General features: G+C 60.3%; 22 protein-coding genes and 1 riboswitch. Of the genes, 12 read left to right on the top strand and 10 right to left on the bottom strand.

Annotated features, from left to right (window positions below; translation table 11 throughout):
- Positions 1-141: 141 nt before the first annotated feature.
- The 3 genes from ACMDB8_RS25995 to ahcY form a co-directional block, all read right to left on the bottom strand.
- Positions 142-960 carry a substrate-binding periplasmic protein gene (locus tag ACMDB8_RS25995; protein WP_056726522.1) on the bottom strand — a complete coding sequence of 273 codons (819 nt, stop codon included), beginning with the start codon at positions 958-960 and terminating at the stop codon, positions 142-144.
- A gap of 192 nt (positions 961-1,152) precedes the next feature.
- Positions 1,153-1,998, bottom strand: coding sequence for a methylenetetrahydrofolate reductase [NAD(P)H] (gene metF, locus ACMDB8_RS25990; protein ID WP_056726523.1), 846 nt, complete (start codon positions 1,996-1,998; stop codon positions 1,153-1,155).
- A 160-nt stretch (positions 1,999-2,158) separates the two neighbouring features.
- Complete coding sequence (gene ahcY, locus ACMDB8_RS25985) at positions 2,159-3,568, bottom strand: adenosylhomocysteinase (protein ID WP_056726524.1); 1,410 nt, start codon at positions 3,566-3,568, stop codon at positions 2,159-2,161.
- 23 nt (positions 3,569-3,591) lie between these two features.
- Positions 3,592-3,694, bottom strand: a riboswitch (S-adenosyl-L-homocysteine riboswitch).
- Positions 3,695-3,892: 198 nt separating this feature from the next.
- Here ahcY and ACMDB8_RS25980 point away from each other — a divergent pair.
- Together ACMDB8_RS25980 and ACMDB8_RS25975 are read left to right on the top strand one after the other, a co-directional pair.
- Positions 3,893-4,297: an acyl-CoA thioesterase gene (locus ACMDB8_RS25980; RefSeq protein WP_056726525.1), complete on the top strand. Its 405-nt coding sequence runs from the start codon at positions 3,893-3,895 to the stop codon at positions 4,295-4,297.
- A gap of 172 nt (positions 4,298-4,469) precedes the next feature.
- Positions 4,470-5,366: a formate/nitrite transporter family protein gene (locus ACMDB8_RS25975; protein WP_056726526.1), complete on the top strand. Its 897-nt coding sequence runs from the start codon at positions 4,470-4,472 to the stop codon at positions 5,364-5,366.
- Positions 5,367-5,369: 3 nt separating this feature from the next.
- Here ACMDB8_RS25975 and ACMDB8_RS25970 read toward each other — a convergent pair whose 3' ends face one another.
- Entirely contained in the window at positions 5,370-6,539 is a 1,170-nt protein-coding gene (locus ACMDB8_RS25970; RefSeq protein WP_056726527.1) for an MFS transporter, read from the bottom strand.
- Positions 6,540-6,757: 218 nt separating this feature from the next.
- Between ACMDB8_RS25970 and ACMDB8_RS25965 the strand changes: the two genes are divergently transcribed.
- Both ACMDB8_RS25965 and ACMDB8_RS25960 read left to right on the top strand, forming a co-directional pair.
- Positions 6,758-7,591, top strand: coding sequence for an EamA family transporter (locus ACMDB8_RS25965; protein ID WP_056726528.1), 834 nt, complete (start codon positions 6,758-6,760; stop codon positions 7,589-7,591).
- Between the two features lie 31 nt (positions 7,592-7,622).
- Positions 7,623-8,006 carry an MAPEG family protein gene (locus tag ACMDB8_RS25960; protein WP_056726529.1) on the top strand — a complete coding sequence of 128 codons (384 nt, stop codon included), beginning with the start codon at positions 7,623-7,625 and terminating at the stop codon, positions 8,004-8,006.
- Positions 8,007-8,096: 90 nt separating this feature from the next.
- Here ACMDB8_RS25960 and mltA read toward each other — a convergent pair whose 3' ends face one another.
- Positions 8,097-9,269, bottom strand: a complete 1,173-nt coding sequence (gene mltA / locus ACMDB8_RS25955; RefSeq protein ID WP_056726530.1) for a murein transglycosylase A — start codon at positions 9,267-9,269, stop codon at positions 8,097-8,099.
- 128 nt (positions 9,270-9,397) lie between these two features.
- On the opposite strand from mltA, the gene ACMDB8_RS25950 reads away from it, so the two are divergent.
- Entirely contained in the window at positions 9,398-9,847 is a 450-nt protein-coding gene (locus ACMDB8_RS25950) for a c-type cytochrome (protein WP_056726531.1), read from the top strand.
- Between the two features lie 66 nt (positions 9,848-9,913).
- On the opposite strand, the gene ACMDB8_RS25945 is transcribed toward ACMDB8_RS25950, so the two are convergent.
- The 4 genes from ACMDB8_RS25945 to ACMDB8_RS25930 form a co-directional block, all read right to left on the bottom strand.
- On the bottom strand, positions 9,914-10,309 hold the full coding sequence (locus tag ACMDB8_RS25945) for a DUF1090 domain-containing protein (protein ID WP_056726532.1): 396 nt from the start codon (positions 10,307-10,309) through the stop codon (positions 9,914-9,916).
- A 96-nt stretch (positions 10,310-10,405) separates the two neighbouring features.
- Positions 10,406-12,085, bottom strand: a complete 1,680-nt coding sequence (ligB, locus tag ACMDB8_RS25940; RefSeq protein ID WP_409078145.1) for an NAD-dependent DNA ligase LigB — start codon at positions 12,083-12,085, stop codon at positions 10,406-10,408.
- A gap of 198 nt (positions 12,086-12,283) precedes the next feature.
- The gene (gene metK, locus ACMDB8_RS25935) at positions 12,284-13,474 is read right to left on the bottom strand and encodes a methionine adenosyltransferase (protein ID WP_008050251.1); all 1,191 of its coding nucleotides are present in this window, start codon (positions 13,472-13,474) and stop codon (positions 12,284-12,286) included.
- An 18-nt stretch (positions 13,475-13,492) separates the two neighbouring features.
- A complete protein-coding gene (locus ACMDB8_RS25930; RefSeq protein WP_223541335.1) occupies positions 13,493-14,488 on the bottom strand; it encodes an ArsR/SmtB family transcription factor in 996 nt (331 codons plus the stop codon).
- 261 nt (positions 14,489-14,749) lie between these two features.
- Between ACMDB8_RS25930 and tkt the strand changes: the two genes are divergently transcribed.
- The 6 genes from tkt to fba all read left to right on the top strand — a co-directional run bounded on the left by tkt (position 14,750) and on the right by fba (position 20,995).
- Positions 14,750-16,747 carry a transketolase gene (gene tkt, locus ACMDB8_RS25925; protein WP_409078144.1) on the top strand — a complete coding sequence of 666 codons (1,998 nt, stop codon included), beginning with the start codon at positions 14,750-14,752 and terminating at the stop codon, positions 16,745-16,747.
- Between the two features lie 181 nt (positions 16,748-16,928).
- Positions 16,929-17,981: an erythrose-4-phosphate dehydrogenase gene (epd, locus tag ACMDB8_RS25920; RefSeq protein ID WP_056726537.1), complete on the top strand. Its 1,053-nt coding sequence runs from the start codon at positions 16,929-16,931 to the stop codon at positions 17,979-17,981.
- A 12-nt stretch (positions 17,982-17,993) separates the two neighbouring features.
- Positions 17,994-19,157 carry a phosphoglycerate kinase gene (locus ACMDB8_RS25915; protein WP_056726538.1) on the top strand — a complete coding sequence of 388 codons (1,164 nt, stop codon included), beginning with the start codon at positions 17,994-17,996 and terminating at the stop codon, positions 19,155-19,157.
- Positions 19,158-19,191: 34 nt separating this feature from the next.
- Positions 19,192-19,413 (top strand): hypothetical protein, encoded by a 222-nt coding sequence (locus ACMDB8_RS25910; RefSeq protein WP_056726539.1) that lies wholly within the window; start codon positions 19,192-19,194, stop codon positions 19,411-19,413.
- Positions 19,414-19,469: 56 nt separating this feature from the next.
- Positions 19,470-19,811, top strand: a complete 342-nt coding sequence (locus ACMDB8_RS25905) for an MliC family protein (RefSeq protein WP_056726540.1) — start codon at positions 19,470-19,472, stop codon at positions 19,809-19,811.
- A gap of 119 nt (positions 19,812-19,930) precedes the next feature.
- Entirely contained in the window at positions 19,931-20,995 is a 1,065-nt protein-coding gene (gene fba / locus ACMDB8_RS25900) for a class II fructose-bisphosphate aldolase (protein ID WP_007981624.1), read from the top strand.
- Between the two features lie 87 nt (positions 20,996-21,082).
- On the opposite strand, the gene ACMDB8_RS25895 is transcribed toward fba, so the two are convergent.
- On the bottom strand, positions 21,083-21,751 hold the full coding sequence (locus ACMDB8_RS25895; protein WP_056726541.1) for a polysaccharide lyase family 7 protein: 669 nt from the start codon (positions 21,749-21,751) through the stop codon (positions 21,083-21,085).
- Between the two features lie 323 nt (positions 21,752-22,074).
- On the opposite strand from ACMDB8_RS25895, the gene ACMDB8_RS25890 reads away from it, so the two are divergent.
- On the top strand, positions 22,075-24,198 hold the full coding sequence (locus tag ACMDB8_RS25890; RefSeq protein WP_223541339.1) for a putative bifunctional diguanylate cyclase/phosphodiesterase: 2,124 nt from the start codon (positions 22,075-22,077) through the stop codon (positions 24,196-24,198).
- Positions 24,199-24,212: the final 14 nt, after the last annotated feature.

The raw sequence follows: 24,212 nt of genomic DNA, 5'->3' as shown, positions 1-24,212 counted from the left end.
CCGGTCCTGCTGGGTCTCGAAGGCTCGTCTGCAAGCGCTCGCGCGGGCTGAAAGCTGCGCAGTAGCGGGGTTGAGATGCCTTTAACGATTCCGAGCGTCCGGGCGTGAGCCTGGCGGGAAGGCCGGAGTATAACAGAGCAATCACTGCGCGCCGCTTTCCTGCTGCTCAACGGTTTTTTCCGTGGCAACCGTGGCCTTTTCAGTCTTCACGCTGGCTGCCGGTTCCGCGCCGTAGCGGGCACTCAGTTCAGCGTAGGCGGGCTCACGTTTGAAACGCTTGAGTTCGGCGCCGAAACGCTGCACCAGCAGATCCATGCCCGCATTGCGCCGTACCGCGAGAAACTGGCTTTGCTGGCTGATGATCGTGGGGTTTTCGGTGATCTTGTCGCGGATGCCCAGTTCGTCGAGCAAATGCTGACCGACCCGGCGGTCGGTGATCAGCAGGTCAATCCGCCCGCGCACCAGTTTGCCGAAGTTGGCTTCATGGGTAGGGGCCGGCTCGCGGGTGAACAACGTCGAATCGCTGAAATCCTTGCTGTAAAGGTAACCCGGCGAGGTGCCAATGGTCAGGCCTTGCAAGTCATCGAGGGTGCGAAACGGATGGGGCCGTTCATTGGCGTAGAACATCACGAACTGGACTTCAGACAGGGGTTCGCTGGGGTAGAGCAGGGTCGCTTCGCGTTCTTCGCTGTGAAAGATGTCCAGCGCGCCGTCGGCCTGGCCTGTCTCCAGCATCGACAGGCAGCGTTTCCATGGCAGGAACTGCCACTCCACTTCGATGCCCAGGCGCTTGAAGACAATGGCGGTGGTTTCGTAGTCCAGGCCCAGGGATTTGCCGTTGTTGTCTTCGTATACGTAGGGCGCCCAGGGTTCCGTGACAATGCGCAGCTTCTCGCCCCGGGCGGTGAGGCTCAGGCAAGTGAAGACAAGCACGGCGATTAGCTGCGTGATCAAAGGCATGGGCTGAGATTACGACGAGAAACCGGAAAGAGCCAGAAACTGACCGCAGATGCTCTAACTCCGTGGATTGCCGCACATTAATAGTGCGTTGAAAGCAAAAGATCGCAGCCTGCGGCAGCTCCTACAGGGAATACACATTTCTCTGTAGGAGCTGCCGCAGGCTGCGATCTTTTAATCGTGCTTTAACGACTTTTAACGCGGCAACTTCAGGTTGTTCCACACCGCCAGGCTCGCTTCAGCCTGGTTCAGGGTGTAGAAGTGCAGCCCTGGAGCGCCACCCTGCAGCAGTTGTTCGCACATCTCGGTGATGACCTGTTCGCCAAAGCGTTGAATGCTCTGGGTGTCGTCGCCGTAGGCTTCCAGTTGCTTGCGGATCCAGCGCGGGATTTCCGCACCGCAGGCATCGGAGAAGCGCGCCAGCTTGCTGTAGTTGGTGATCGGCATGATGCCCGGCACGATCGGGATGTTCACGCCCAGCGCCCGCACGCGTTCCACGAAGTAGAAGTAGCAGTCGGCGTTGAAGAAGTACTGGGTGATCGCACTGTCGGCGCCAGCCTTGGCCTTGCGCACGAAGTTGGCAACATCGTCTTCGAAATTGCGCGCTTGCGGATGCATTTCCGGGTAAGCGGCGACTTCGATGTGGAAATGATCACCGGTTTCTTCACGAATGAATTCAACCAGGTCATTGGCGTGGCGCATTTCACCGCTGGCCATGCCCATGCCCGAAGGCAGGTCACCGCGCAGGGCGACGATACGCTTGATGCCGGCGGCCTTGTACTGGGCCAGCAGGCCACGCAGGTCAGCTTTGCTATCGCCCACGCAGGACAGGTGCGGAGCGGCAGGGATTTTGACTTCGCTTTCGAGCTGCAACACGGTATTCAGCGTGCGATCACGGGTCGAACCGCCGGCGCCGTAGGTGCAGGAGAAGAAATCGGGGTTGTAGGCGGCCAGCTGGCGAGCAGTGGCCAGCAGCTTTTCTTGCCCAGCATCGGTCTTCGTAGGGAAGAACTCGAAGCTGTAGCGACGATCTTGGGACATGGGAATACCCTTGAAAACGCGTAAGCCTGTGAGGCTTGCACATCCCATGTGGGAGCGGGCTTGCTCGCGAAAGCAGTGGGTCAGTCGACATTAATGTTGAATGATAAATCGCTTTCGCGGGCAAGCCCGCTCCCACAGGGAGAGCAGGCAGCAGGTCCGATCAGTAGCGGTAAGCGTGCGGCTTGAACGGGCCTTCGACGGTCACGCCGATGTAGTCGGCCTGGGTCTTGGTCAGTTGAGTCACAACACCGCCGAAGCCGCGAACCATTTCCAGGGCCACTTCTTCGTCGAGTTTCTTCGGCAGTACTTCAACGGTCAGGCGCTCGGCTTTCTGGGCTGGCGACAGGTCGGCGTACTTCTGGCCGAACAGGAAGATCTGCGCCAGAACCTGGTTGGCGAACGAACCGTCCATGATGCGGCTCGGGTGGCCGGTTGCGTTACCCAGGTTAACCAGACGGCCTTCGGCCAGCAGGATCAGGTAGTCGTCGTTCTGCGGGTCGAAATCGCCAGCGCCGGTACGGTGGATCTTGTGAACCTGCGGCTTCACTTCTTCCCATGCCCAGTTCTTGCGCATGAAAGCGGTGTCGATTTCGTTGTCGAAATGGCCGATGTTGCAGACAACAGCGCGCTTCTTCAGGGCTTTGAGCATGTTCGCATCGCAAACATTGACGTTACCGGTGGTGGTCACGATCAGGTCGATCTTGCCCAGCAGTGCCTTGTCGATGCTTGCTTCAGTACCGGTGTTGATACCGTCGATGAACGGCGAAACCAGTTCGAAACCGTCCATGCAGGCTTGCATGGCGCAGATCGGGTCGACTTCGGAGACTTTGACGATCATGCCTTCCTGACGCAGGGACTGGGCCGAACCCTTGCCCACGTCGCCGTAGCCGATGACCAGTGCTTGCTTGCCGGACAGCAGGTGGTCGGTGCCGCGCTTGATCGCATCGTTCAGGCTGTGACGGCAGCCGTACTTGTTGTCGTTCTTGCTCTTGGTCACCGAGTCGTTGACGTTGATGGCCGGGATTTTCAGCTCGCCCTTGGCCAGCATGTCCAGCAGGCGGTGAACGCCGGTGGTGGTTTCTTCGGTCACGCCGTGGACGCGGTCCAGAACGGCTGGGTACTTCTTGTGCAGCAGTTCGGTCAGGTCGCCGCCGTCGTCGAGGATCATGTTGGCATCCCAAGGCGCGCCATCTTTCAGGATGGTTTGCTCCAGGCACCATTCGTACTCTTGTTCAGTCTCGCCTTTCCAGGCGAAAACCGGGATGCCGGCAGCGGCGATGGAAGCGGCGGCCTGATCCTGAGTCGAGAAAATGTTGCAGGACGACCAGCGCACTTCGGCACCCAGGGCAACCAGGGTTTCGATCAGCACGGCAGTCTGAATGGTCATGTGGATGCAGCCGAGGATCTTCGCGCCCTTGAGCGGTTGCTCTTCGGAGTACTTGCGACGCAGACCCATCAGGGCCGGCATTTCGGATTCGGCGATGATGGTTTCGCGACGGCCCCAGGCAGCCAGGGACATGTCGGCGACTTTGTAGTCGGTAAAATCTGCAGGCGTGATAACAGCGCTCATGAAGAGCCTCCATTCGTAATGTATGCGAATGGGCGCCGTTGTGCGTTTAGTGTCCAGCCACTGAAGGCCAGGCAACGCCCCATCCGAGCCTGACAGGTCGAACCTGCTGCAGCGCCCCTCGGACAGGTGGCGGGAAAACGGTATCAAGTAGAGGTTACCGTTTTGAAACGGTGGCGATTATAGCGGGCTATGCCGATCTTCCAAAGCGTTTCTGTCGGTCAATGTCCGAACGGTAATCGAGACCATAGACGACGCTCAATAGAGCTCTAGGTCGGGCTCTGCCATGATGGTCAGCATCATTCGGCAAGACGCTCAGGAGTGAACATGAATTTCCACACCCGCAAATGGGTAAAACCCGAAGACCTCAACCCCAACGGCACGCTGTTCGGCGGCAGCCTTCTGCGCTGGATCGACGAAGAGGCGGCGATCTACGCCATCGTCCAGTTGGGCAACCAGCGTGTGGTCACCAAGTACATCTCCGAAATCAACTTCGTCAGCGCCTCGCGCCAGGGCGACATCATCGAGTTGGGCATTACCGCTACCGAGTTCGGTCGCACCTCGATCACCCTGACGTGCGAAGTACGCAACAAGATCACCCGCAAGAGCATTCTCACCGTTGAAAAAATGGTGTTCGTGAACCTCGGTGAAGACGGCTTGCCGGCACCTCACGGCCGGACCGAGATCAAGTACGTCAAGGACCAGTTCAAGGATGATGACGTCGGCTCGTAATACGAGCCCCGTAGGAGCTGCCGCAGGCTGCGATCTTTTGATCTTGATTTTAAGCAGTCAGTGATGACGCCAGGATCCAAGTCAAAAGATCGCAACCTTCGGCAGCTCCTACCGAACGTAACTTGATCGGCGCGTGTCGTAGCTAAATAGCCCGCCACCGGTTGCGCATCCCATGAACTCGGCACAAGACGGCAAGACCCCGAACCTTTCGGCGCAAGAAGAGCACGAAGTCGAAAAGAGCCAGCCGCCCCGCGCCGCGGTGCTGCACGAGATCATCCGTACCCAGGGCGATCAGGAACTGGAGCGCAGCATTGCGGCGTTGTGGTGGTCGGCGCTGGCGGCGGGGTTGACCATGGGCCTGTCGCTGATGGGCATGGGGTTGCTCAATTCGCGTCTGCCGGATGGCGAAGGGTTCAAGGTGATCGCGAGTTTTGGTTATTGCGCCGGTTTTCTCGCGGTGATCCTGGCCCGCCAGCAGCTGTTCACCGAAAATACCCTGACCGCCGTGCTGCCGGTGATGACCAAGCCGACGCTGGCCAACTTCGGCCGGCTGCTACGGCTGTGGACGGTGGTGCTGGCCGGCAACCTCTGTGGCACCTTGCTGGTGGCGTACGTGATGCTGGAACTGCCGATTTTCGACAGCAAGACCGATGTCGCCTTCCTCGATATCGGCCGCAAGGTCATGGAAAACCACGCCAGCCAGATGTTCGCCAAGGGCATCATTTCCGGATGGATGATCGCCACCATGGTCTGGATGATCCCGTCCATGGAGAGTGCCAAGATGTGGATCATCATCCTCATCACCTACCTCATGGCGCTGGGGGATTTCACCCACATCGTGGTCGGTTCGCTGGAGGTTTCGTATCTGGTGTTTGCCGGCGAGTTGCCGTGGAGTGATTTCTGGCTGGTGTTCGCCGGGCCGACGCTGGCGGGGAACATCATCGGTGGCAGTTTTATTTTCGCGCTGATCAGCCATGCGCAGATTCGCAGCGAAAGCGGGCCGCCGAAAAAAACAGCGGATCAGAGCGAGGCGCCCGATCCGCAGCAGATCAAAAAACCATCAAGGTGATGTTCAGCCCACCACGTCGAGTGCAGCCGCACCGCGGCGCTGGCGATAGATGAAGAACAGTGCAGTCACCACAGTCAGCCCGCTGACCAGCGCGCCGGTCCAGGGCAGGTCTGCCAGGTCGGCGCCGCTGGCCACCACCAGCCCGCCGATCCAGGCGCCGGCCGCGTTGCCCAGGTTGAAGGCGCTCTGGTTCAGGGTCGAACCCAGGTTCGGTGCTTCGTGGGCCTGGTCGATGATCAGCAGTTGCAGGATCGGGCACAGGGCGAAGGCAAATGTCCCCCACAACACCAGCGTGATCGCCGCCGGGATCACCGAATGGCTGGTTTGCGTGAAGGCCGCCAACACCACCAGAACCGCCAGCGCCATGCCCACCAGAGAAGGCAGCAAGCGGCTGTCCGCCAGACGACCACCGAGCATGCTGCCGGCGGTCAAGCCAACACCGAACAACAACAGCATGATGGTGACGCCGTGGGGGCTGACACCGGTGATGTCCTGCAGGATTGGCGCAATGTAGGTGAACACACTGAACAGGCTGGTCGAGGCCAGCACGCTCATACCCAGGGCCAGCAGCACGTTGGCCTTGCCCAGCACCTTGAACTCGCTGGCCAGGTTGGCTTTATCCATCGCGATGTTTTTCGGCAGCCAGACCCATTGCGCAATCGCCGCCAGAACCCCGATCACCGACACCGCCCAGAAGGTCGAGCGCCAGCCGGCGTATTGCCCGAGTGCGGTGCCCAGTGGCACGCCGAGCACGTTGGCCAGGGTCAGGCCGGTGAACATCATGGCAATCGCCTGAGCCCGTTTGTTGGGGGCCACCAGTCCGGCAGCCACCACCGAACCGATGCCGAAAAATGCGCCGTGGCACAGTGCTGTGATCACGCGTGCGGCCATCAGCGTGGCGTAGTTCGGCGCCAGTGCACAGAGCATGTTGCCGAGGATGAACATCAGCGTCATGCCCAACAGCGTGGCCTTGCGGGGCATGTTGGCGGTGCCGACCGCGAGGATCGGCGCACCGAACACCACGCCCAGGGCGTAGCCGGTGATCAGCAATCCGGCATCGGGAATACTCACGCTGAGGTCGCGGGCGACATCGGGCAAAAGACCCATGATGACGAATTCAGTGGTGCCGATGCCGAAGGCGGCAACAGCGAGGGCAAGCAAAGCGAGTGGCATGCGCAAGGTCTCTGTCGGTAGTCTTGACGCTGTGATCAGGCATACGCAGGCCGACGACCGTTCTCGATGAGAGCGGGCCGGGCAGAATTTTTTTTGGAATTAGTCTGTGCGCAACTGAGTGCGGCGTGGTCGCTTGCAGTATAAACAGACACTGAAATATGGCGAATCAATTCTCTGCACCCCAACAAGGATCGTGGAGACAACAAAAGGAGTGGGTCGTGCTTGCGACTGCGTTGGTGTTGGTGGCGGCGCTGTTGCATGCGGCGTGGAATACCCTGATCAAGTTCAGTGCCGAGCGACTGTTGGTAGTGGCCTGCATGGACAGCGTGGCGCTGCTCTTTGTCGTGCTGATGTTGCCGTTCCTGAGTGTGCCGCCGCTGGAGATCTGGCCGTGGATCCTGGCATCGGCGGCGTTCGAGTTGCTCTATCGCTATTTGCTGATCCAGGCCTATCGGGTCGGCGACCTCGGGCTGGTCTATCCATTGATGCGCGGCCTCTCGCCGTTGGTGGTGCTGGCGCTGACGCTGATCTTTGCCGGGGAAGTGCTGACCCATCAGCAGATTTTCGGCATCCTGCTGATTCCGTTCGGCATGTTGTGCCTGCTCTGGCAGGGCGGCGGCGGAGCGCGTTTGCCGTGGTCAATGTTGCCGGTGGTGGCACTGATCGGCCTGTGCATCGGTTGCTACACCTACATCGACGGGCAGGCATTGCGGCGCTGGTCCCATCCACTGGATTACCTGGTCTGGGTCACCTTGCTCAGTGCCTGGCCTTTTCCGCTGTTGGCATTGGTGCGCAAACGGCCTGCGTTCATGTTGTTCTGGCGCGAGCAGTGGCGACTGGGCCTGGCCGTCGGGTTCTGCGTGTTGTTCAGCTACGCTCTGGTGCTGTGGGCGATGCAATTGGGATCGATTGCAGAGGCAGCGGCGTTGCGCGAGATCAGCGTAATCCTGGTGGTACTGTTTGGCATGCGTTACCTCAAAGAACCTTTTGGCGGGCCGCGCCTCTTAGCCTGTGGGCTGGTGCTGATCGGTATATTGATCATGAAATTTTGACTGTTCTGAAACGTGAAGAAGGGACTGCTTTATGACGGTTGCTCTGTGGTGCATTTTGATTGCGATCTTCCTGCCATATCTGTGCACGGGTGTCGCGAAGGTCAGTGGCGGGTACAGACTGAAAGACAATCATGATCCACGAGGGTTTCTCGATTCCCTGGAGGGGTTGGGCAAGCGGGCGAATGCGGCGCAGCTGAACAGTTTTGAAGTGACGCCAGCGTTCGCAGCCGCGGTGATCGTGGCGCACCTGGCGGGCAACGCCGAATTGGTGACAATCAATGTGTTGTCGGTGTTGTTCATCACCAGTCGTCTGCTCTACATCATTTTCTATCTGACGGACCTGGCGACGCTGCGGTCGTTGATGTGGTTGGTGGGGATGGGGTTGATCGTGAGTTTCTTTGTGGCGTCGGTTTAAAGGCAAGATCAAAGGATTGCAGGCTTCGCCAGCTCCTACCGGGTGTCGAATGTGCCTGTAGGAGCTGGCGAAGCCTGCGATCTTTTGACGTTAAAGTTTGTCCGCCACCTGCGGCACTTGCGGTAGCACTGCACCTTTGGGCCAGAGCATCCAGATCTGTCCCTGCTGTTTCATGTCCCCGGCCAGTTGCCCGGCCGCATCGCCGGTACCCCAGAACAGATCTGCCCGAACCTCGCCGGCAATGGCGCCGCCAGTGTCCTGCGCTGCCACGGGGCGAACCAGGGCCGTGCCGTCCGGTTTTGTAGTGGACAGCCACAACAGACTGCCCAGCGGAATCACCTTGCGATCCACCGCCGCGCTGTAGCCGGCGGTCAACGGTACGTTCAGCGAGCCGCGCGGACCTTCATTGCTGTCCGGGTTTCGGGTGAAGAACACGTAGCTGGGGTTGCTGCCGAGCAGTTCGGGAATGCGCGAAGGATTGGCCTTGGCCCAGGTGCTGATGGCGCCCATGGTCACGTCTTCTTTTTTCAACTCGCCCTGTTCCACCAGCCAGCGGCCGATCGGTCGATACGGATGGCCGTTCTGATCGGCGTAAGCGATGCGCAGCTGGCGACCATTGTCGAGCTGGATACGACCCGACCCCTGGATTTGCAGGAACTGCAGGTTCATCGGGTCGGTCAGCCAGGCCACAACCGGCGCCTTGACCCCTTTGCTCTCGATGGTTGCCGCATCGTCGTACGGCTTGAGCACGCGACCTTCGAGTCGCCCGCGCAGGCGCTTGCCCTTGAGTTCCGGGTAAATGCTGTCGAGGGCGACGATGATCATGTCTTCGGGGACGCCATAGACCGGGACATTGGCAGCGCCGGTCTGGGTCAGGCTCCCGGGATAGACCGGTTCGTAGTAGCCGGTGATCAGGCCGTTGGGGTTGTCGTTGGCGGCGCGCAGGCCATAGACATCGAGGTTCTGCTTGAGAAAACCGCGAATGTCGCTGGCGGTTTGCGGCACGTTGGCAGCCGCGGCGCAGGTGCCACCCCAGACCGGGTCCGCCTTGAGTCGGGTGCAGGCGCTGCGCCAGGAACCGAAACCGGCGACCAGATCGCTGTCGGACACCGCCGGCAGTGCTTCCCATGTGGCGCTGGAGTAGGTGGCAAGGGCGTGGGTTTTCGGTTGTTGTTTGTCGCCACCGGTGCAGCCTGCGAGCAGGGCCACCATCGGCAGGGTCCAGGCCAGGCTGTGACGCCATGCCTTGAAACGGCTGTTCATGGAGTGATTCCTTTGCCGGTTGCCTGAGCGCTCCATGTGCTCAAGCAACCCTTGTTGATAATAGGGCTATTGGTCTTTGCCGATGACGCGAGGATACTGGCCGCCGTTTCCCGTGACCTGAAGCCACCATGACTCTTAAAAGACTTTCTGTTGTATTGCTGGCCTGCCTGACGCTGTCCGCTTGTGGCGGTATCGACCCCAACTCGCCGCTCGGCCAGCGCAAGGCCATTTTCAAGCAGATGCTCAAAACTGGCGAAGACCTGGGCGGCATGTTGCGTGGACGCATTGCGTTCGATGGTCCTAAGTTCGCCGAAGGCGCGGTGAAGCTCGATGCGTTGTCCCGTGAGCCGTGGCAGCATTTTCCGCAAGTGCGCGAAGAGGATCACACCAGCGCCAAGAGCGATGTCTGGGAGCAACAGACACGTTTTCAGGCAATGGCCCGTGACCTTGAAGGCGCCACCGGTGAATTGGTGATTGCCAGCCAGGTCCAGCCCTACAAGGCTAGCAACCTGGGGCCGGCGGTGCAGAAAGTCGAAGATGCTTGCAGTGCTTGTCATAAGGCGTTTCGGGATCATTGATTGGTGTTGCTCGGTCCGACGAAGGCTGCTTCGGCAATACCAAAGCTCTTTGTTCGTTATCCGTTCTTACTTATCCAGCTCATCCAATGCGTTCTGCAATTCCTTGCGGGCATCGGCGAGTTTGTCTTTGCGCTTGTTGATCTTGTCGGGGTCGCCTTTGCTCATGGCCTTGTCGAGGTCCGCCTGACGCTTGCTGACTTCGTGCTTGGCGTCGAGCACCTTGTTTTCCCGTTCCTTCTTCAGCGAGGCGTCGGTGCAGTTGGCTTCGACTTCGCTCAGGGCCTTTTCCAGCCCGGCCTGCTGATCGGCATTGCCGTGGACCTTGGCCAATTCGATCTGGTTGACGATACCTTGCTTCTTGGCGGCGCAACCGGTCAGCCCCGGCGCTTCCTCGTCCGCCATCAACGGGGTGGCCAGCACGCTGCAAAGGGTCAACAGGGCGAGCGGTGAAAGAAGTTTCATAAAAGCTCCATGTAGGAAAGCAAGCAGACCGGTGTGGCAATGGCTTGTTGGAGCCCAGCGGTCTCCTGGGGTTCCCGGTGGGCGCAGGGCCGACCGCTAAAAGCCGTCAATCCCCGCATCACGTAACGTTTCACTCAAGGCCAGAACCTGCGGATCGCGGAAAAAAGCGTTCAGTTGCGCTGCGCGCCCTGGCCCGATATCGGCCGCGGCCCGCCATTGTTCGATGTCGCGCCGGGCCAGTGCCTGCCATGAGTCGCCGAGAGGCGCCTGGCCTGTCGGCGGTAATCCCAAGGCTTTGAGCCAGTGTATAAACGGGCGTTGCCGGGCCTGGCTGAAGCTGTCCGCAAGGCGAAGCGCACTGCGCTCGCCGAAACCGTCAATGGTAGCAAGCTCTTGGGCATCGAGGGTCAACCAATCCAGCAGACTGTTCAGGCGACCTGTTGCAAGAAGTTTTTCCCAAGTCCCCGGACCCACATTGGGCAGCGCCAGGCCCTGTTTGCTGCTGAGCCAGGTCAGGCGCGCGAGGAACTGGCTCTCGCAGCCTGGAGTCGGTTGCCAGCAACTCAATGAATGAAAGTCCTCTGCCAGGGGGGCGTTCAATTCGGCGCGCTCGCTGCTGCGCAATACAACGCTATCGAGCCTGGGAATGGTCAGCCCGGCCAGGCTGATGGCAACCTGATCACCCGGGCGGATATCCAGCGTCTGCCAGCGTTGCAACGAACCGACGCTGACGTGTTTGATCTGCCGGTCATCGAGCTTCACCGGGGTCAGTTCAAGTACCGGAGTGATCCGCCCGGTCCGGCCGATTTTGAAGTGAACCTGGCGGACTTCGGCCAGTGCCTTGGCGAAGGGGTATTTCCAGGCAATGGCCCAGTAGGGTGACCTGGTCTGCCAGCGTTCGGCGGCTGGGCGCTGGTTTTGACGCAGGACCACACCGTCGCTGGCAAAGGGCAGGGGGGAGCTATACCAGTGTTCGCGCCAGCGTTCGGCATCGATGACTGAAGTAACTGGCTGGCTGTATGCCGTGGTATTCGGGAAGCCCAGCGCAGTCAGCGCCGCGGCACGCTCGGGCACGCTCGCCGGCCCTTGGGGCCAGTCCCAGACAAACAAGTCGATGTTGGCGGCCTGTTCGGCGCTCAAGACCTTGCGCGCCATCAGGCCGGCCACCGAGCCGCGGGCATTGAGGCTGCCGGCCCGGGCCTGCACATGATCGGTCAGGCGCCAATACAGTTCGCCTTGCACGATCAAGTCCCGGGCCTGCGATAGCCGTTGCGGGATGGCCGGAATCAGCCGCGCAGGAACCGTCCAGTCCTGACCGCTCTGGCCGTCACCACGACTGATTGCCTGGGCCAACAGGCCGTTGCGGTAAACCAGGGTCACCGCCACACCATCGATTTTAGGCTGGACCCAGACGTCCACCCGGTCACGCAGCCATTTTTCCACGGCGGGCCGATCGTGCAGCTTGTCCAGGCCGGTGTGGACGATGGGGTGGGGCAAGGTGCCGCGCGCGGTGCGCAAGGGGTCTGCGGACGGGCTCAGGTTGAAGCAGTGGCGCCATTGGGTGAGTCGCGCGCGGGACTGGTCGTAGAGTTCATCGGCGACCAGTGAACGTCCCAGGCGGTGATAGCTGTCGTCCCAGAGGTCGATTTGCTGTTGCAGTTTGTCGACTTCGTTCCGGGCGCGTTCGGGTGGCCAGGCCGGGCACTCGGCGGCGCTGGCGGTCAGATAGGTAAAGGTCAGTAGAGCGGCGAAAAACAGGCGCAGGTCGGGAAGCATCTTGAGCGTCCTTGCTCGGTGAGGTGCGTGAAGGCTAGGTCAGTATGGGGTGGCGCGCAGAGGGGTGTTTTTGCCGGGTATTTCCAGTGGCTGTGCTGGCCACTTCGCGAGCAGGCTGCGACGCGGTGTAAAGCGAATCCCAATAAAAAGCCCCGCAGGGCGCGAACCGTGCGGGGCTTCGGGTGTTGCGGGGAATCCTTACAGGCCGGCAGCGGAACGCAGGGCGTCGGCGCGGTCGGTTTTTTCCCAAGTGAACGTGGTGAAGGTGTCGTCACCCACGGTCTTGGTCGCCGGGGTGCGACCGAAGTGGCCGTACGCAGCGGTTTCCTGATACATCGGGTGCAGCAGGTCGAGCATGGTGGTGATCGCGTATGGGCGCAGGTCGAATACTTCGCGGACCAGTTTGACGATCTTGTCATCGCTGATCTTGCCGGTGCCGAAGGTGTTCAGCGAGATCGACGTCGGCTGGGCAACGCCGATGGCGTAGGACACCTGGATCTCGCAACGCTCGGCCAGGCCGGCAGCGACGATGTTCTTGGCCACATAACGACCGGCGTAGGCCGCCGAACGGTCAACCTTCGATGGATCCTTGCCGGAGAACGCGCCGCCACCGTGACGGGCCATGCCGCCGTAGCTGTCGACGATGATCTTGCGACCGGTCAGGCCGCAGTCGCCCACCGGGCCGCCGATGATGAACTGGCCGGTCGGGTTGATGTGGAACTGGGTGTCCTTGCTCAGCAGTTCGGCAGGCAGCACGTGCTTGACGATCAGCTCCATCACGCCTTCGCGCAGGTCGTTGTACGACACTTCAGGGTTGTGCTGGGTCGACAGAACGACGGCGTCGATGCCGACAACCTTGCCGTTTTCGTAACGGCAGGTCACTTGCGACTTGGCGTCCGGGCGCAGCCAAGGCAGCAGGCCGGATTTACGGGCTTCGGCTTGCCTTTGTACAAGCTGGTGCGAGAAGGTGATCGGTGCTGGCATCAAAACGTCGGTTTCATTGCTGGCGTAGCCGAACATCAGGCCCTGGTCGCCGGCGCCCTGATCTTCAGGTTTGGCACGGTCGACACCCTGGTTGATGTCAGGGGACTGCTTGCCGATGATGTTCATCACGCCGCAGGTCGCGCCGTCGAAGCCGACGTCGGAGCTGGTGTAGCCGATGTTGGTGATCACGTCACGAACGATCTGCTCCAGGTCAACCCAGGCCGAAGTGGTGACTTCGCCGGCGATGATGGCCACGCCCGTTTTCACCAGAGTCTCGCACGCCACACGGGCGAACTTGTCTTCAGCAATGATGGCGTCCAGCACCGCATCAGAAATCTGGTCGGCGATTTTGTCCGGATGCCCTTCAGACACGGACTCGGAGGTGAAAAGGGAGTATTCGCTCATCTCGATGTTTTCCTGAAATTACCGATGGTGAGTGTCGCCAGCCGGTCGCTGAAAATGGCGGACCTGGATCTGGAAACCATTACGTAAGCCTACATAGAGGCTTTCCCCGGGAACGAGTCCCGCAGCGGTGGCCCAACGGGCCAGATCGTCCTGTTCAAACCCCAGCCAGAGATCACCGCAGGCCTCCTTGGCCCAACTCTGGTTGTGGCTACATAACTCTGTCACTAACAGGCTACCGCCTGATTGCAGCAAATTGGCCATGTGCTTGAGCGCATCGGCCGGCGCGGCAAAATGGTGCAGCACCATGTTCAGTACAACGCAATCGGCCTTGAGGCTGACGCCGTTCAATGCATCGGCCAATTGCAGACTAACGTTAGTCAGCTTGTCGCGTTCGCAGACCTGGCGCGCCAGTTCGAGCATTGCGCTGCTGTTATCCAGCGCCGTCACCTGCGCGAAGCGGCGCGCCAGTTCCGGCAGGAATGCGCCGTCTCCGGGGCCGACTTCAATGGCCGTGGCGTCTTTGTCAAAACTCAGCTTGTCGAGCAGGGCCACCACGCTTTCGCGGTATTGCGGCAGGCCGGCGATCAAGTCTTGCTGGGCGCGAAACTTTTCCGCCACCCGTGAGAAAAAGTCCTGGCTGGCGGCCGCCCGTTGCCCATGGACCTGAGCGATGCGCGACTGTACGTCAGTCGGCAGCGTCAGGTTGTCCACCTCTTCGAGCAAGGCGGCGTGCAATTTGCCACCCAGCAGTTCGGTGTGGGGCAGGGCGCGACGGTAGAAAATCGCGTTGCCTTCGCGGCGCGTCGCCACCAGGTCGGCCTGGGCCAGTACCTTGAGGTGGTGGCTCATGCCTGACTGACCGATGCCGAAGATCTGCGCCAGCTCCAGTACGCCGAACGAGTCGTTGGCCAGTGCGCGTAAAACATTCAACCGCAGAGGATCGCCGCCAGCCTTGCACAAGGCCGCCAGCTCATCGCAATCGTCGTGTTGAATGGATGGCACGCGTAAATTCATAAGGCCGGCAGTCTAGTCACGGGTCGAAGGCATCGCAAGAGCAATATCAAAAAGTTTTGATATTGCTCGATAGATGGCACTTCTTAACGTTAGCTTCTGTCAACAAACGGATGGCGGAAAGGTTTCACCAAGCGAAACCGTCGTTATCCATTGGAAAAACGCCTTCAGATGACTATCTGTCATTGCCCCGAGGCGTCCCGGTGAGGGAAAATGCTCGCCTTTTTTCCGTTTCGTTTTATTCAAGCCCCCAGGAGAACAGCGATGCCTAGCCGTCGTGAGCGTGCCAACGCCATTCGTGCCCTCAGCATGGATGCCGTGCAAAAAGCCAACAGCGGCCATCCCGGTGCCCCGATGGGTATGGCGGATATCGCCGAGGTACTTTGGCGCGACTACCTCAAGCACAACCCGAGCAATCCATCGTTCGCCGACCGTGACCGCTTCGTGCTGTCCAACGGCCACGGCTCGATGTTGATCTACTCGCTGCTGCACCTGACCGGCTACGACCTGTCGATCGACGACCTGAAGCAGTTCCGTCAACTGCACAGCCGCACCCCGGGCCACCCGGAACTCGGCTACACCCCGGGCGTCGAAACCACCACCGGTCCACTGGGCCAGGGCCTGGCCAACGCCGTGGGTTTTGCCCTGGCTGAAAAAGTCATGGCGGCGCAATTCAACCGTCCTGGTCACAACATCGTCGACCACCACACCTATGTGTTCCTGGGTGATGGCTGCATGATGGAAGGCATTTCCCACGAAGTCGCTTCCCTGGCCGGTACCCTGGGCCTGGGCAAGCTGATCGCCTTCTACGATGACAACGGCATCTCCATCGATGGCGAAGTCGAAGGCTGGTTCACCGACGATACGCCGAAGCGTTTTGAGTCCTACAACTGGCAAGTGATCCGCAATGTCGACGGTCACGACCCGGAAGAAATCAAGACGGCGATCGACACTGCACGTAAAAGCGAGCAGCCAACCCTGATCTGCTGCAAGACCACCATTGGTTTCGGTTCGCCGAACAAGCAAGGCAAGGAAGATTGCCACGGCGCTCCACTGGGTGACGCGGAAATCGCCCTGACCCGTGCGGCGCTGAAATGGAACCACGGTCCGTTCGAAATTCCGGCCGATATCTACGCCGAGTGGGATGCCAAGGAAGCAGGTCGCGCCGTGGAAGCCGAGTGGGACCAGCGTTTCGCCGCTTACTCCGCCGCGTTCCCGACTGAAGCCAGCGAACTGGTGCGTCGTCTGAGCGGTGACCTGCCAGCTGACTTCAGCGAAAAAGCCTCGGCCTACATCGCCGAAGTGGCGGCCAAGGGCGAAACCATCGCCAGCCGTAAAGCCAGCCAGAATGCCCTGAACGCGTTCGGCCCGTTGCTGCCTGAGTTCCTCGGCGGTTCGGCTGACCTGGCCGGTTCCAACCTGACCCTGTGGAAAGGCTGCAAAGGCGTCACCGCCGAAGACGCCAGCGGCAACTACATGTACTACGGCGTGCGCGAGTTCGGCATGACCGCGATCATGAACGGTGTTGCCCTGCACGGTGGCCTGGTGCCTTACGGCGCGACCTTCCTGATGTTCATGGAATATGCCCGCAACGCGGTACGCATGTCGGCCCTGATGAAGCAGCGTGTGATCCACGTCTACACCCATGACTCCATCGGTCTGGGCGAAGACGGCCCGACTCACCAGCCAATCGAGCAACTGGCCAGCCTGCGCTGCACGCCGAACCTCGATACCTGGCGCCCAGCCGACGCCGTTGAATCGGCGGTGAGCTGGAAATACGCACTGGAGCGCAAGGACGGTCCTTCGGCCCTGATCTTCTCCCGTCAGAACCTGCAGCACCAGACCCGCGACGCCGGCCAGATCGCCGACATCAGCCGTGGTGGCTATGTGCTGAAAGACTGCGCGGGCGAGCCTGAGCTGATCCTGATCGCCACCGGTTCGGAAGTCGGCCTGGCCGTTCAGGCCTTCGACAAACTGACCGAGCAGGGCCGCAAGGTTCGCGTGGTTTCCATGCCGTGCACTAGCGTGTTCGATGCCCAGGACGCCGGCTACAAGCAATCGGTCCTGCCGTTGCAGGTCAGCGCCCGTATCGCCATCGAGGCCGCTCACGCGGACTACTGGTACAAGTACGTGGGCCTGGAAGGCCGCGTGATCGGCATGACCACCTACGGCGAGTCGGCGCCTGCGTCGGCCTTGTTCGAAGAGTTCGGCTTCACTCTGGAAAACATCCTGGGTCAGGCTGAAGAGCTGCTGGAAGACTAAACACGACGCGGTGGTTTCACGACCACCGCGGTCCCTTGTAGGAGCTGCCGGAGGCTGCGATCTTTTGATCTTGATCTTCAAAACCAAGATCAAAAGATCGCAGCCTCGTTTCACTCGACAGCTCCTACAGGGTTTGCGTTGTTAACTAGATTTCGATCTGCCTGCGTCTATCGAGAACCCCATGCCTCAACCGCGTCCCTACAAAGTTGCACTCAACGGCTACGGCCGGATTGGTCGTTGCGTCTTGCGTGCGTTGTTCGAGCGAGGCTCGACGGCTGGGTTCGAGATTGTCGCGATTAACGATCTGGCGGACATGGCCAGCATCGAATACCTGACACGCTTCGACTCCACCCACGGCCGGTTCCCCGGCGAAGTGAAGGTCGACGGCGATTGTCTGCATATCAATGGCGACTGCGTGAAGGTCCTGCGCAGTGCCACCCCCGAAGGCATCGATTGGGCGTCCCTGGGCGTCGATCTGGTGCTGGAGTGCTCCGGCGCTTACCACACCCGCGAAGACGGCCAGCGTTTCCTCGACGCCGGCGCCCCGCGTGTGCTGTTTTCCCAGCCGATGGCCAGCGAGACGGACGTCGACGCGACCATCGTCTACGGCGTGAACCAGGATTGCCTGACCGGCGACGAGTTGCTGGTGTCCAACGCGTCCTGCACCACCAACTGCGGCGTGCCGTTGTTGCGTCTGCTGAATCAGGCCATTGGTCTGGATTACGTGTCGATCACCACCATTCACTCGGCCATGAACGATCAGCCGGTCATCGATGCCTACCACCACGAAGACCTGCGCCGTACCCGTTCGGCGTTCCAGTCGGTGATTCCGGTGTCCACCGGTCTGGCGCGAGGTATCGAGCGCCTGCTGCCGGAACTTGCCGGCCGAATTCAGGCCAAAGCCGTGCGGGTGCCGACGGTCAACGTGTCCTGCCTCGATATCACGATGCAGACCGCCACCGCGACCGATGCCACCGAGGTCAACCGGATCCTGCGCGAAGCCGCCACCAGCGGCCCGCTCAAAGGCCTGCTGGCTTATACCGAGTTGCCTCACGCAAGCTGTGATTTCAACCATGACCCACATTCGGCCATCGTCGATGCCAGTCAGACCCGCGTTTCCGGCCCACGGCTGGTGAACATCCTGGCCTGGTTCGACAACGAGTGGGGTTTTGCCAACCGAATGCTGGACGTTGCAGAACACTATCTGCAAACAGCAACTTCAAAAAAACCGTAGGAAGTGCGACCCATGACCGTGTTGAAGATGTCCGACCTCGATCTGCAAGGTAAGCGCGTATTGATCCGCGAAGACCTCAACGTCCCAGTCAAGGACGGTGTTGTCACCAGCGATGCGCGTATCCTGGCCTCGCTGCCGACCATCAAGCTGGCCCTGGAAAAAGGCGCGGCCGTGATGGTCTGCTCGCACCTTGGCCGTCCGACCGAAGGCGAGTTCTCGGCCGAGAACAGCCTCAAGCCAGTCGCCGACTACCTGAGCCGTGCCCTGGGTCGTGAAGTGCCGCTGGTAGCCGATTACCTGGGCGGTGTCGACGTGAAAGCGGGCGACATCGTGCTGTTCGAAAACGTGCGCTTCAACAAGGGCGAGAAAAAGAACGCTGACGAACTGGCCCGGCAATACGCCGCCCTGTGCGACGTGTTCGTGATGGACGCCTTCGGCACCGCTCACCGTGCCGAGGGTTCGACCCACGGCGTGGCCAAGTTCGCCAAAGTCGCTGCTGCCGGCCCGCTGCTGGCCGCTGAACTGGAAGCACTGGGCAAAGCCCTGGGCGCCCCGGCCCAGCCGATGGCGGCCATTGTTGCCGGTTCCAAGGTGTCGACCAAACTCGACGTGCTGAACAGCCTGAGCCAGATCTGCAACCAGTTGATCGTTGGTGGCGGTATCGCCAACACCTTCCTGGCCGCCGCCGGTCACCCGGTCGGCAAATCCCTGTACGAGCCGGACCTGCTGGACACCGCGCGCGCCATCGCCGCCAAGGTCAGCGTACCGCTGCCAGTAGATGTGGTGGTTGCCAAGGAATTCGCCGAAAGCGCCGTTGCGACCGTCAAGCTGATCGCTGACGTCGCTGCCGACGACATGATCCTGGACATCGGTCCGCAGACCGCTGCCAACTTCGCCGAACTGCTGAAGTCGTCGCAAACCATCCTGTGGAACGGTCCGGTCGGCGTGTTCGAATTCGATCAGTTCGGTAACGGTACCAAGGTGCTGGCCCAGGCCATCGCAGACAGCGCAGCGTTCTCCATCGCTGGCGGCGGCGACACCCTGGCGGCCATCGACAAATATGGCGTGGCCGAGCAGATCTCCTACATTTCTACCGGTGGCGGCGCGTTCCTCGAATTCGTCGAAGGCAAGGTCCTGCCAGCCGTTGAAGTCCTGGAAAGCCGGGCCAAGGCCTGAGGGTCGCCCGTTTGACCAGGCAGGGAGTGTTGAAATGGTCAAGACGTTAGCGCTGTTGATCGTCGCAGGTTCGCTGGTGGCGTGCGGGAGTAACCCGAAGGCCACCCCGGAACCTGCGCCGTCCGAGTCGGACAAAGGCTGCTACCAGGCTGACTGGCAGGCGGAAACCAACCCGGTGCTCAACAAGCGTTCCGGGCCGGAAGGCCTGGACAAATACGAGACCCAGGCACCCGCCAAGGAACATGGCTGCCCTTGACGGGTCTGACTCATTACTCAGGGCTGGCAGCGTGCGCCGTCAGTCGAGGGACACGGATGAAAGGTTTTATCGCCGTTGCGGCGCTGACGTTGTTGGCCGGTTGTGCTCAGTTCAATCAGTTGAACCCGTTCCAGTCGTCCGCGTCTGTGGATAACTGGACCACCTGGACCTGCGACAGCCAGGCCAAGGTGCTGTGGCGCTACACCGACGACAGCCACAGCGAAGTCGACGTGCGCTTGGGCGGTGCCGATCAGGTCTACCGCCTGAAGCAGGAACCGGGTGCATCGGGTTCGCTGTACAGCAATGACATGCTGGCGTTCCACATAAAAGGTGAGGAAGGCCTGGTTTACTGGGTCGCCACCAATGATTTGATCGGCCGTGGTTGCAAGGCCGAGTAAAACGAAGAACACCGAATCCGCAGCCCGGCTTAACCCCCGATCTGCAAAAACTTGAATAGCCGCCGCCGCTCCGGCAGGCTGGCACGATTAACGACCCTCAACCGGGAGAGATACACACAATGGCACTTATCAGCATGCGCCAGATGCTGGACCACGCAGCCGAGTTCGGCTACGGCGTTCCAGCCTTCAACGTCAACAACCTTGAGCAGATGCGCGCCATCATGGAAGCCGCTGACAAGACTGACTCCCCGGTGATCGTCCAGGCTTCGGCCGGTGCTCGCAAATACGCCGGCGCACCGTTCCTGCGTCACCTGATCCTGGCTGCCATCGAAGAATTTCCGCACATCCCGGTGTGCATGCACCAGGACCACGGCACCAGCCCTGACGTCTGCCAGCGCTCCATCCAGTTGGGCTTCAGCTCGGTGATGATGGACGGTTCCCTCGGTGAAGATGGCAAGACCCCGACCGACTACGACTACAACGTCCGCGTTACCCAGCAAACCGTCGCCATGGCTCACGCCTGTGGTGTTTCGGTAGAAGGCGAGCTGGGCTGCCTGGGTTCGCTGGAAACCGGCATGGCCGGTGAAGAAGACGGCATCGGCGCCGAAGGCGTCCTGGATCACAGCCAGATGCTGACCGACCCGGAAGAAGCCGCTGACTTCGTAAAACGCACTCAGGTGGATGCCCTGGCCATCGCCATCGGCACCAGCCACGGCGCCTACAAGTTCACCAAGCCGCCTACCGGCGACGTGCTGGCCATCGACCGTATCAAAGAGATCCACAAGCGCATTCCGAACACTCACCTGGTGATGCACGGTTCGTCTTCGGTTCCGCAAGAGTGGCTGGCGATCATCAACCAGTACGGCGGCGACATCAAGGAAACCTACGGCGTACCGGTTGAAGAAATCGTCGAAGGCATCAAGCACGGCGTGCGCAAGGTCAACATCGACACCGACCTGCGCCTGGCATCCACTGGCGCCATGCGTCGCCTGATGGCCACCAACCCGAGCGAGTTCGACCCGCGTAAATTCTTCGGCGCCACCGTCACCGCCATGCGCGATGTATGCATCGCTCGCTACGAAGCCTTCGGCACTGCCGGCAACGCTTCGAAGATCAAGGCGATCTCGCTGGAAGGCATGTATCAGCGTTACCTGAAAGGTGAGTTGAACGCCAAGGTCAACTGAGCCTGAGCGTTAAACTGCCTTGATGAAAAACCCGTCGAGAGGCGGGTTTTTTGTGGGCCAGAGAAATGTATGCCACGGGCTTTCGGGCTATTGATTGTGATCGATATCCAGCTTGCTGAAGGTCACCTTGCCGCCTTCGGTGGTGTACCCGGTGTTGTCCTGCACATAGACCCCGGCCTTGAAGTACAGCGGTTTGTCGCGCCAGGTTGTGCTGATTTGCGTATCCCACTGATAACCTGCCGCGCTGATGCCCAAGGCGCCACCGGGGCTGAGGTGTATGAGGTAGTTGAACTCCTGATCGAGTTTCACCCCCGTCGCAACGATGATCACCCGGCCAGTATCGTCATCGGGATGCATCCGGACCTTGGCGACGATATTGCCGGTGCCTGTACTGGTTTTGTATTGGTATTCGACCTTCACCAGAGGTTTCTGGCTTTGATAGGCATGGATCTGGCCGATGACGACCTTCCCGGAACTCGGCACCTGGTTTACTGCCAAAGTGGCATACAACAAATTGTCGGCCTCCGGGTAGTACCAGTTTTTCAACGTGCCGTTGCTGTAGGTTTCACGCAATTCGGTGCGCGGATAAATCGCGTTTTCGGTACGGGAACCGGTCACGGGCGTCCAGAAAAACAATGTGCCGGTGTCGGAATGGAAGTATTGATCCTTGAAGCCATCCACCAGTTTGGCGGTTTCGACGGTGTACGGCGGGCTGCCAACGGGAACGCTGAGGTTCCAGGTTGCGAGGTCGATCATGTCGGTTCTTCCACTGGGTTCATGCTGCACGGGCGTGCCAGAAGCTCTAGACCGCACCTTTGGGGCGGCCTTTATAAGCGTAGCGGGGGATTTTGTTAATGCTCCCCTGACGGGTGGTTGACGTCAACATCCTGTCGAAATGCCATCTTTCGGGTTTTCACCGGACTGGGCATTCGACCGTTAGTCGGTAAAAAGACACAATGATTAAGTGGTGGCTCACTGACACCTTCTGCTTTTGCAGAACCGGGTCTAGAGTGAGGGCACAGTATTTGTCCGGTTTTCACGAGAAACCGGCCTGACACCCCCGCAATTAGAGAAGCAGCATGGAATGCGCGCAACCCACGCCAGTAGAAGGCGGCTCAACCCTTTTAGTCGTCGACGATTACCCTGAAAACCTGATCAGCATGCGCGCGTTGTTACAGCGCCAGGGCTGGCGGGTCATTACTGCCACCTCGGGTTTCGAGGCTCTCGGCTTGTTACTTGAACACGAAATCGACCTGGTGCTGCTGGACGTGCAGATGCCGGGCATGGACGGTTATGAAGTGGCACGCCTGATGCGCGGTAGCCAGCGAACCCGTCTCACCCCGATCATTTTCCTGACCGCCAACGAACAGTCCCAGGACGCCGTGATCAAGGGCTATGCCAGTGGTGCGGTGGATTACCTGTTCAAACCGTTCGACCCACAGATCTTCACGCCCAAGGTCCAGGCGTTGCTCGAACACCAGCGTAACCGTCGGGCCCTGCAGCGTCTGAGTCACGATCTGGAAGCCGCTCGTGCCTTTAATGCGTCGGTGCTGGATAACGCAGCCGAAGGCATTCTGGTGTTGGGCGAGGACGGTCTGATTCGTTTTGCCAATCCGGCGATGTCACGGTTGCTCAATGCCACGGTGCAGGAACTGCAAGGCAAGGAGTTTCTGGACTACCTGCAAAAGCCGCATATCCCGATCTGGGCCGATTCCGAGTTGCTGGCCGGATACAAGCGCGGCGAAACCTTGCGCCTGCACGATGCCCAGTTACGAACCGCGCCCGGCCAGCAGGTGCCGGTGGCCTTGTCCTGCGCGCCATTGCCCGCCGAGCAACACGCGATGGTTGTGACCGTGCTGGACATGTCGGTGGTGCGCCATCTGCATCAACAACTGGAATTTCAGGCGGTTACCGATCCGTTGAGCGGATTGCTCAACCGTCGGGGTTTCTACCAGACCGTAGAGAACCTGCTGTTGCGCGGTGAGCGTTCCAACAGCTCCTGGGTCTTGATGTACCTGGACCTCGACGGCTTCAAGCGAGTCAACGATTCCCTCGGGCACGATGCCGGCGATCGGGTGCTGCGCTGGGTCTCCGAACAGTTGAAGGCTTGCCTGCGGCCCTTCGACATTCTGGCGCGGATGGGCGGCGACGAGTTCACCGCGCTGCTGGATCTGGAGTTCCCCGAGCAGGCGGCGAAGATTGCCGAGAAGCTGATCGAGCGAGTGTCGATCTGTCAGCAGATCGATGGCCTCGATATCGCCCTGGGTGCCAGCATCGGCATTGCCACGTTCCCTGAATGTGGCGCCAATCTCGACGGCATGCTGCGGGCGGCCGACATCGCCATGTACGAAGCCAAGCGTGCCGGCCGCCAACAATATCGTTTCTACGATCATGAAATGAACGGCCGGGCGCGCACGCGGCTGATGCTGGAAGAAAGTGTGCGCACAGCCATCGAGAACCGGGATTTCAATCTGGTGTATCAGCCTCAGGTTGCGATTTCCGACGGGCGGATTCGGGGTTTCGAGGCCTTGTTGCGCTGGCAGCATCCGAGCGTTGGCGATGTCCCGCCGGGGCTGTTTTTGCCATTGCTGGAGGAGGCACGGCTGATCAGTCGCCTGGGCAGCTGGATCTACCATCGCGGCGCCGGGCAGCGTAAAGCCTGGGAATCCCTGTTTGCCGAGGACCTGGTGCTCGGCGTCAGCTTGAGCAGTACGCAGTTCGGCATGCCCAACCTGGTCACCGAGTTGCGCCAGGTGCTGGAGCGCCATGGCCTGCAACCGCATCATCTGGAGGTCGAGGTCACGGAAGAGGCCTTGATGCACAACCCCGAAGAAACCCGCAAGCAATTGCGCCTGCTGCACAATCTGGGCGTACGCGTGGCATTGGATGACTTCGGGGCCGGACCTTGCTCCCTGACGCACCTGCGTGACCTGGAGCTGGATACCCTCAAGATCGACCGCCATTTGATCGCCCGGTTGCCGGAGTCGGCAAGGGATGCGGCGCTGGTGCGCAGTGTGATCGACCTGTGCAGACAGTTCGGGATGCTGGTGATTGCCGAAGGGGTGGAAACCGTCGCGCAGTATGAATGGCTGCAAGCCAATGGCTGTGCATATGTGCAAGGTTTTCTCGTGGCCCGGCCGCTGATGGCCGAAGATACCGGGGCCTTTGTCCAGCCGTTTGACTGGAGCGCGCTGCCTCGCTGAATTCGCTACACTGG

The organism is Pseudomonas monachiensis (assembly GCF_047345015.1).
GTDB lineage: Bacteria > Pseudomonadota > Gammaproteobacteria > Pseudomonadales > Pseudomonadaceae > Aquipseudomonas > Aquipseudomonas monachiensis.
The sequence above is the reverse complement of the archived record's forward strand: the minus strand, read 5'-3'. Positions and strand labels throughout refer to the sequence as shown.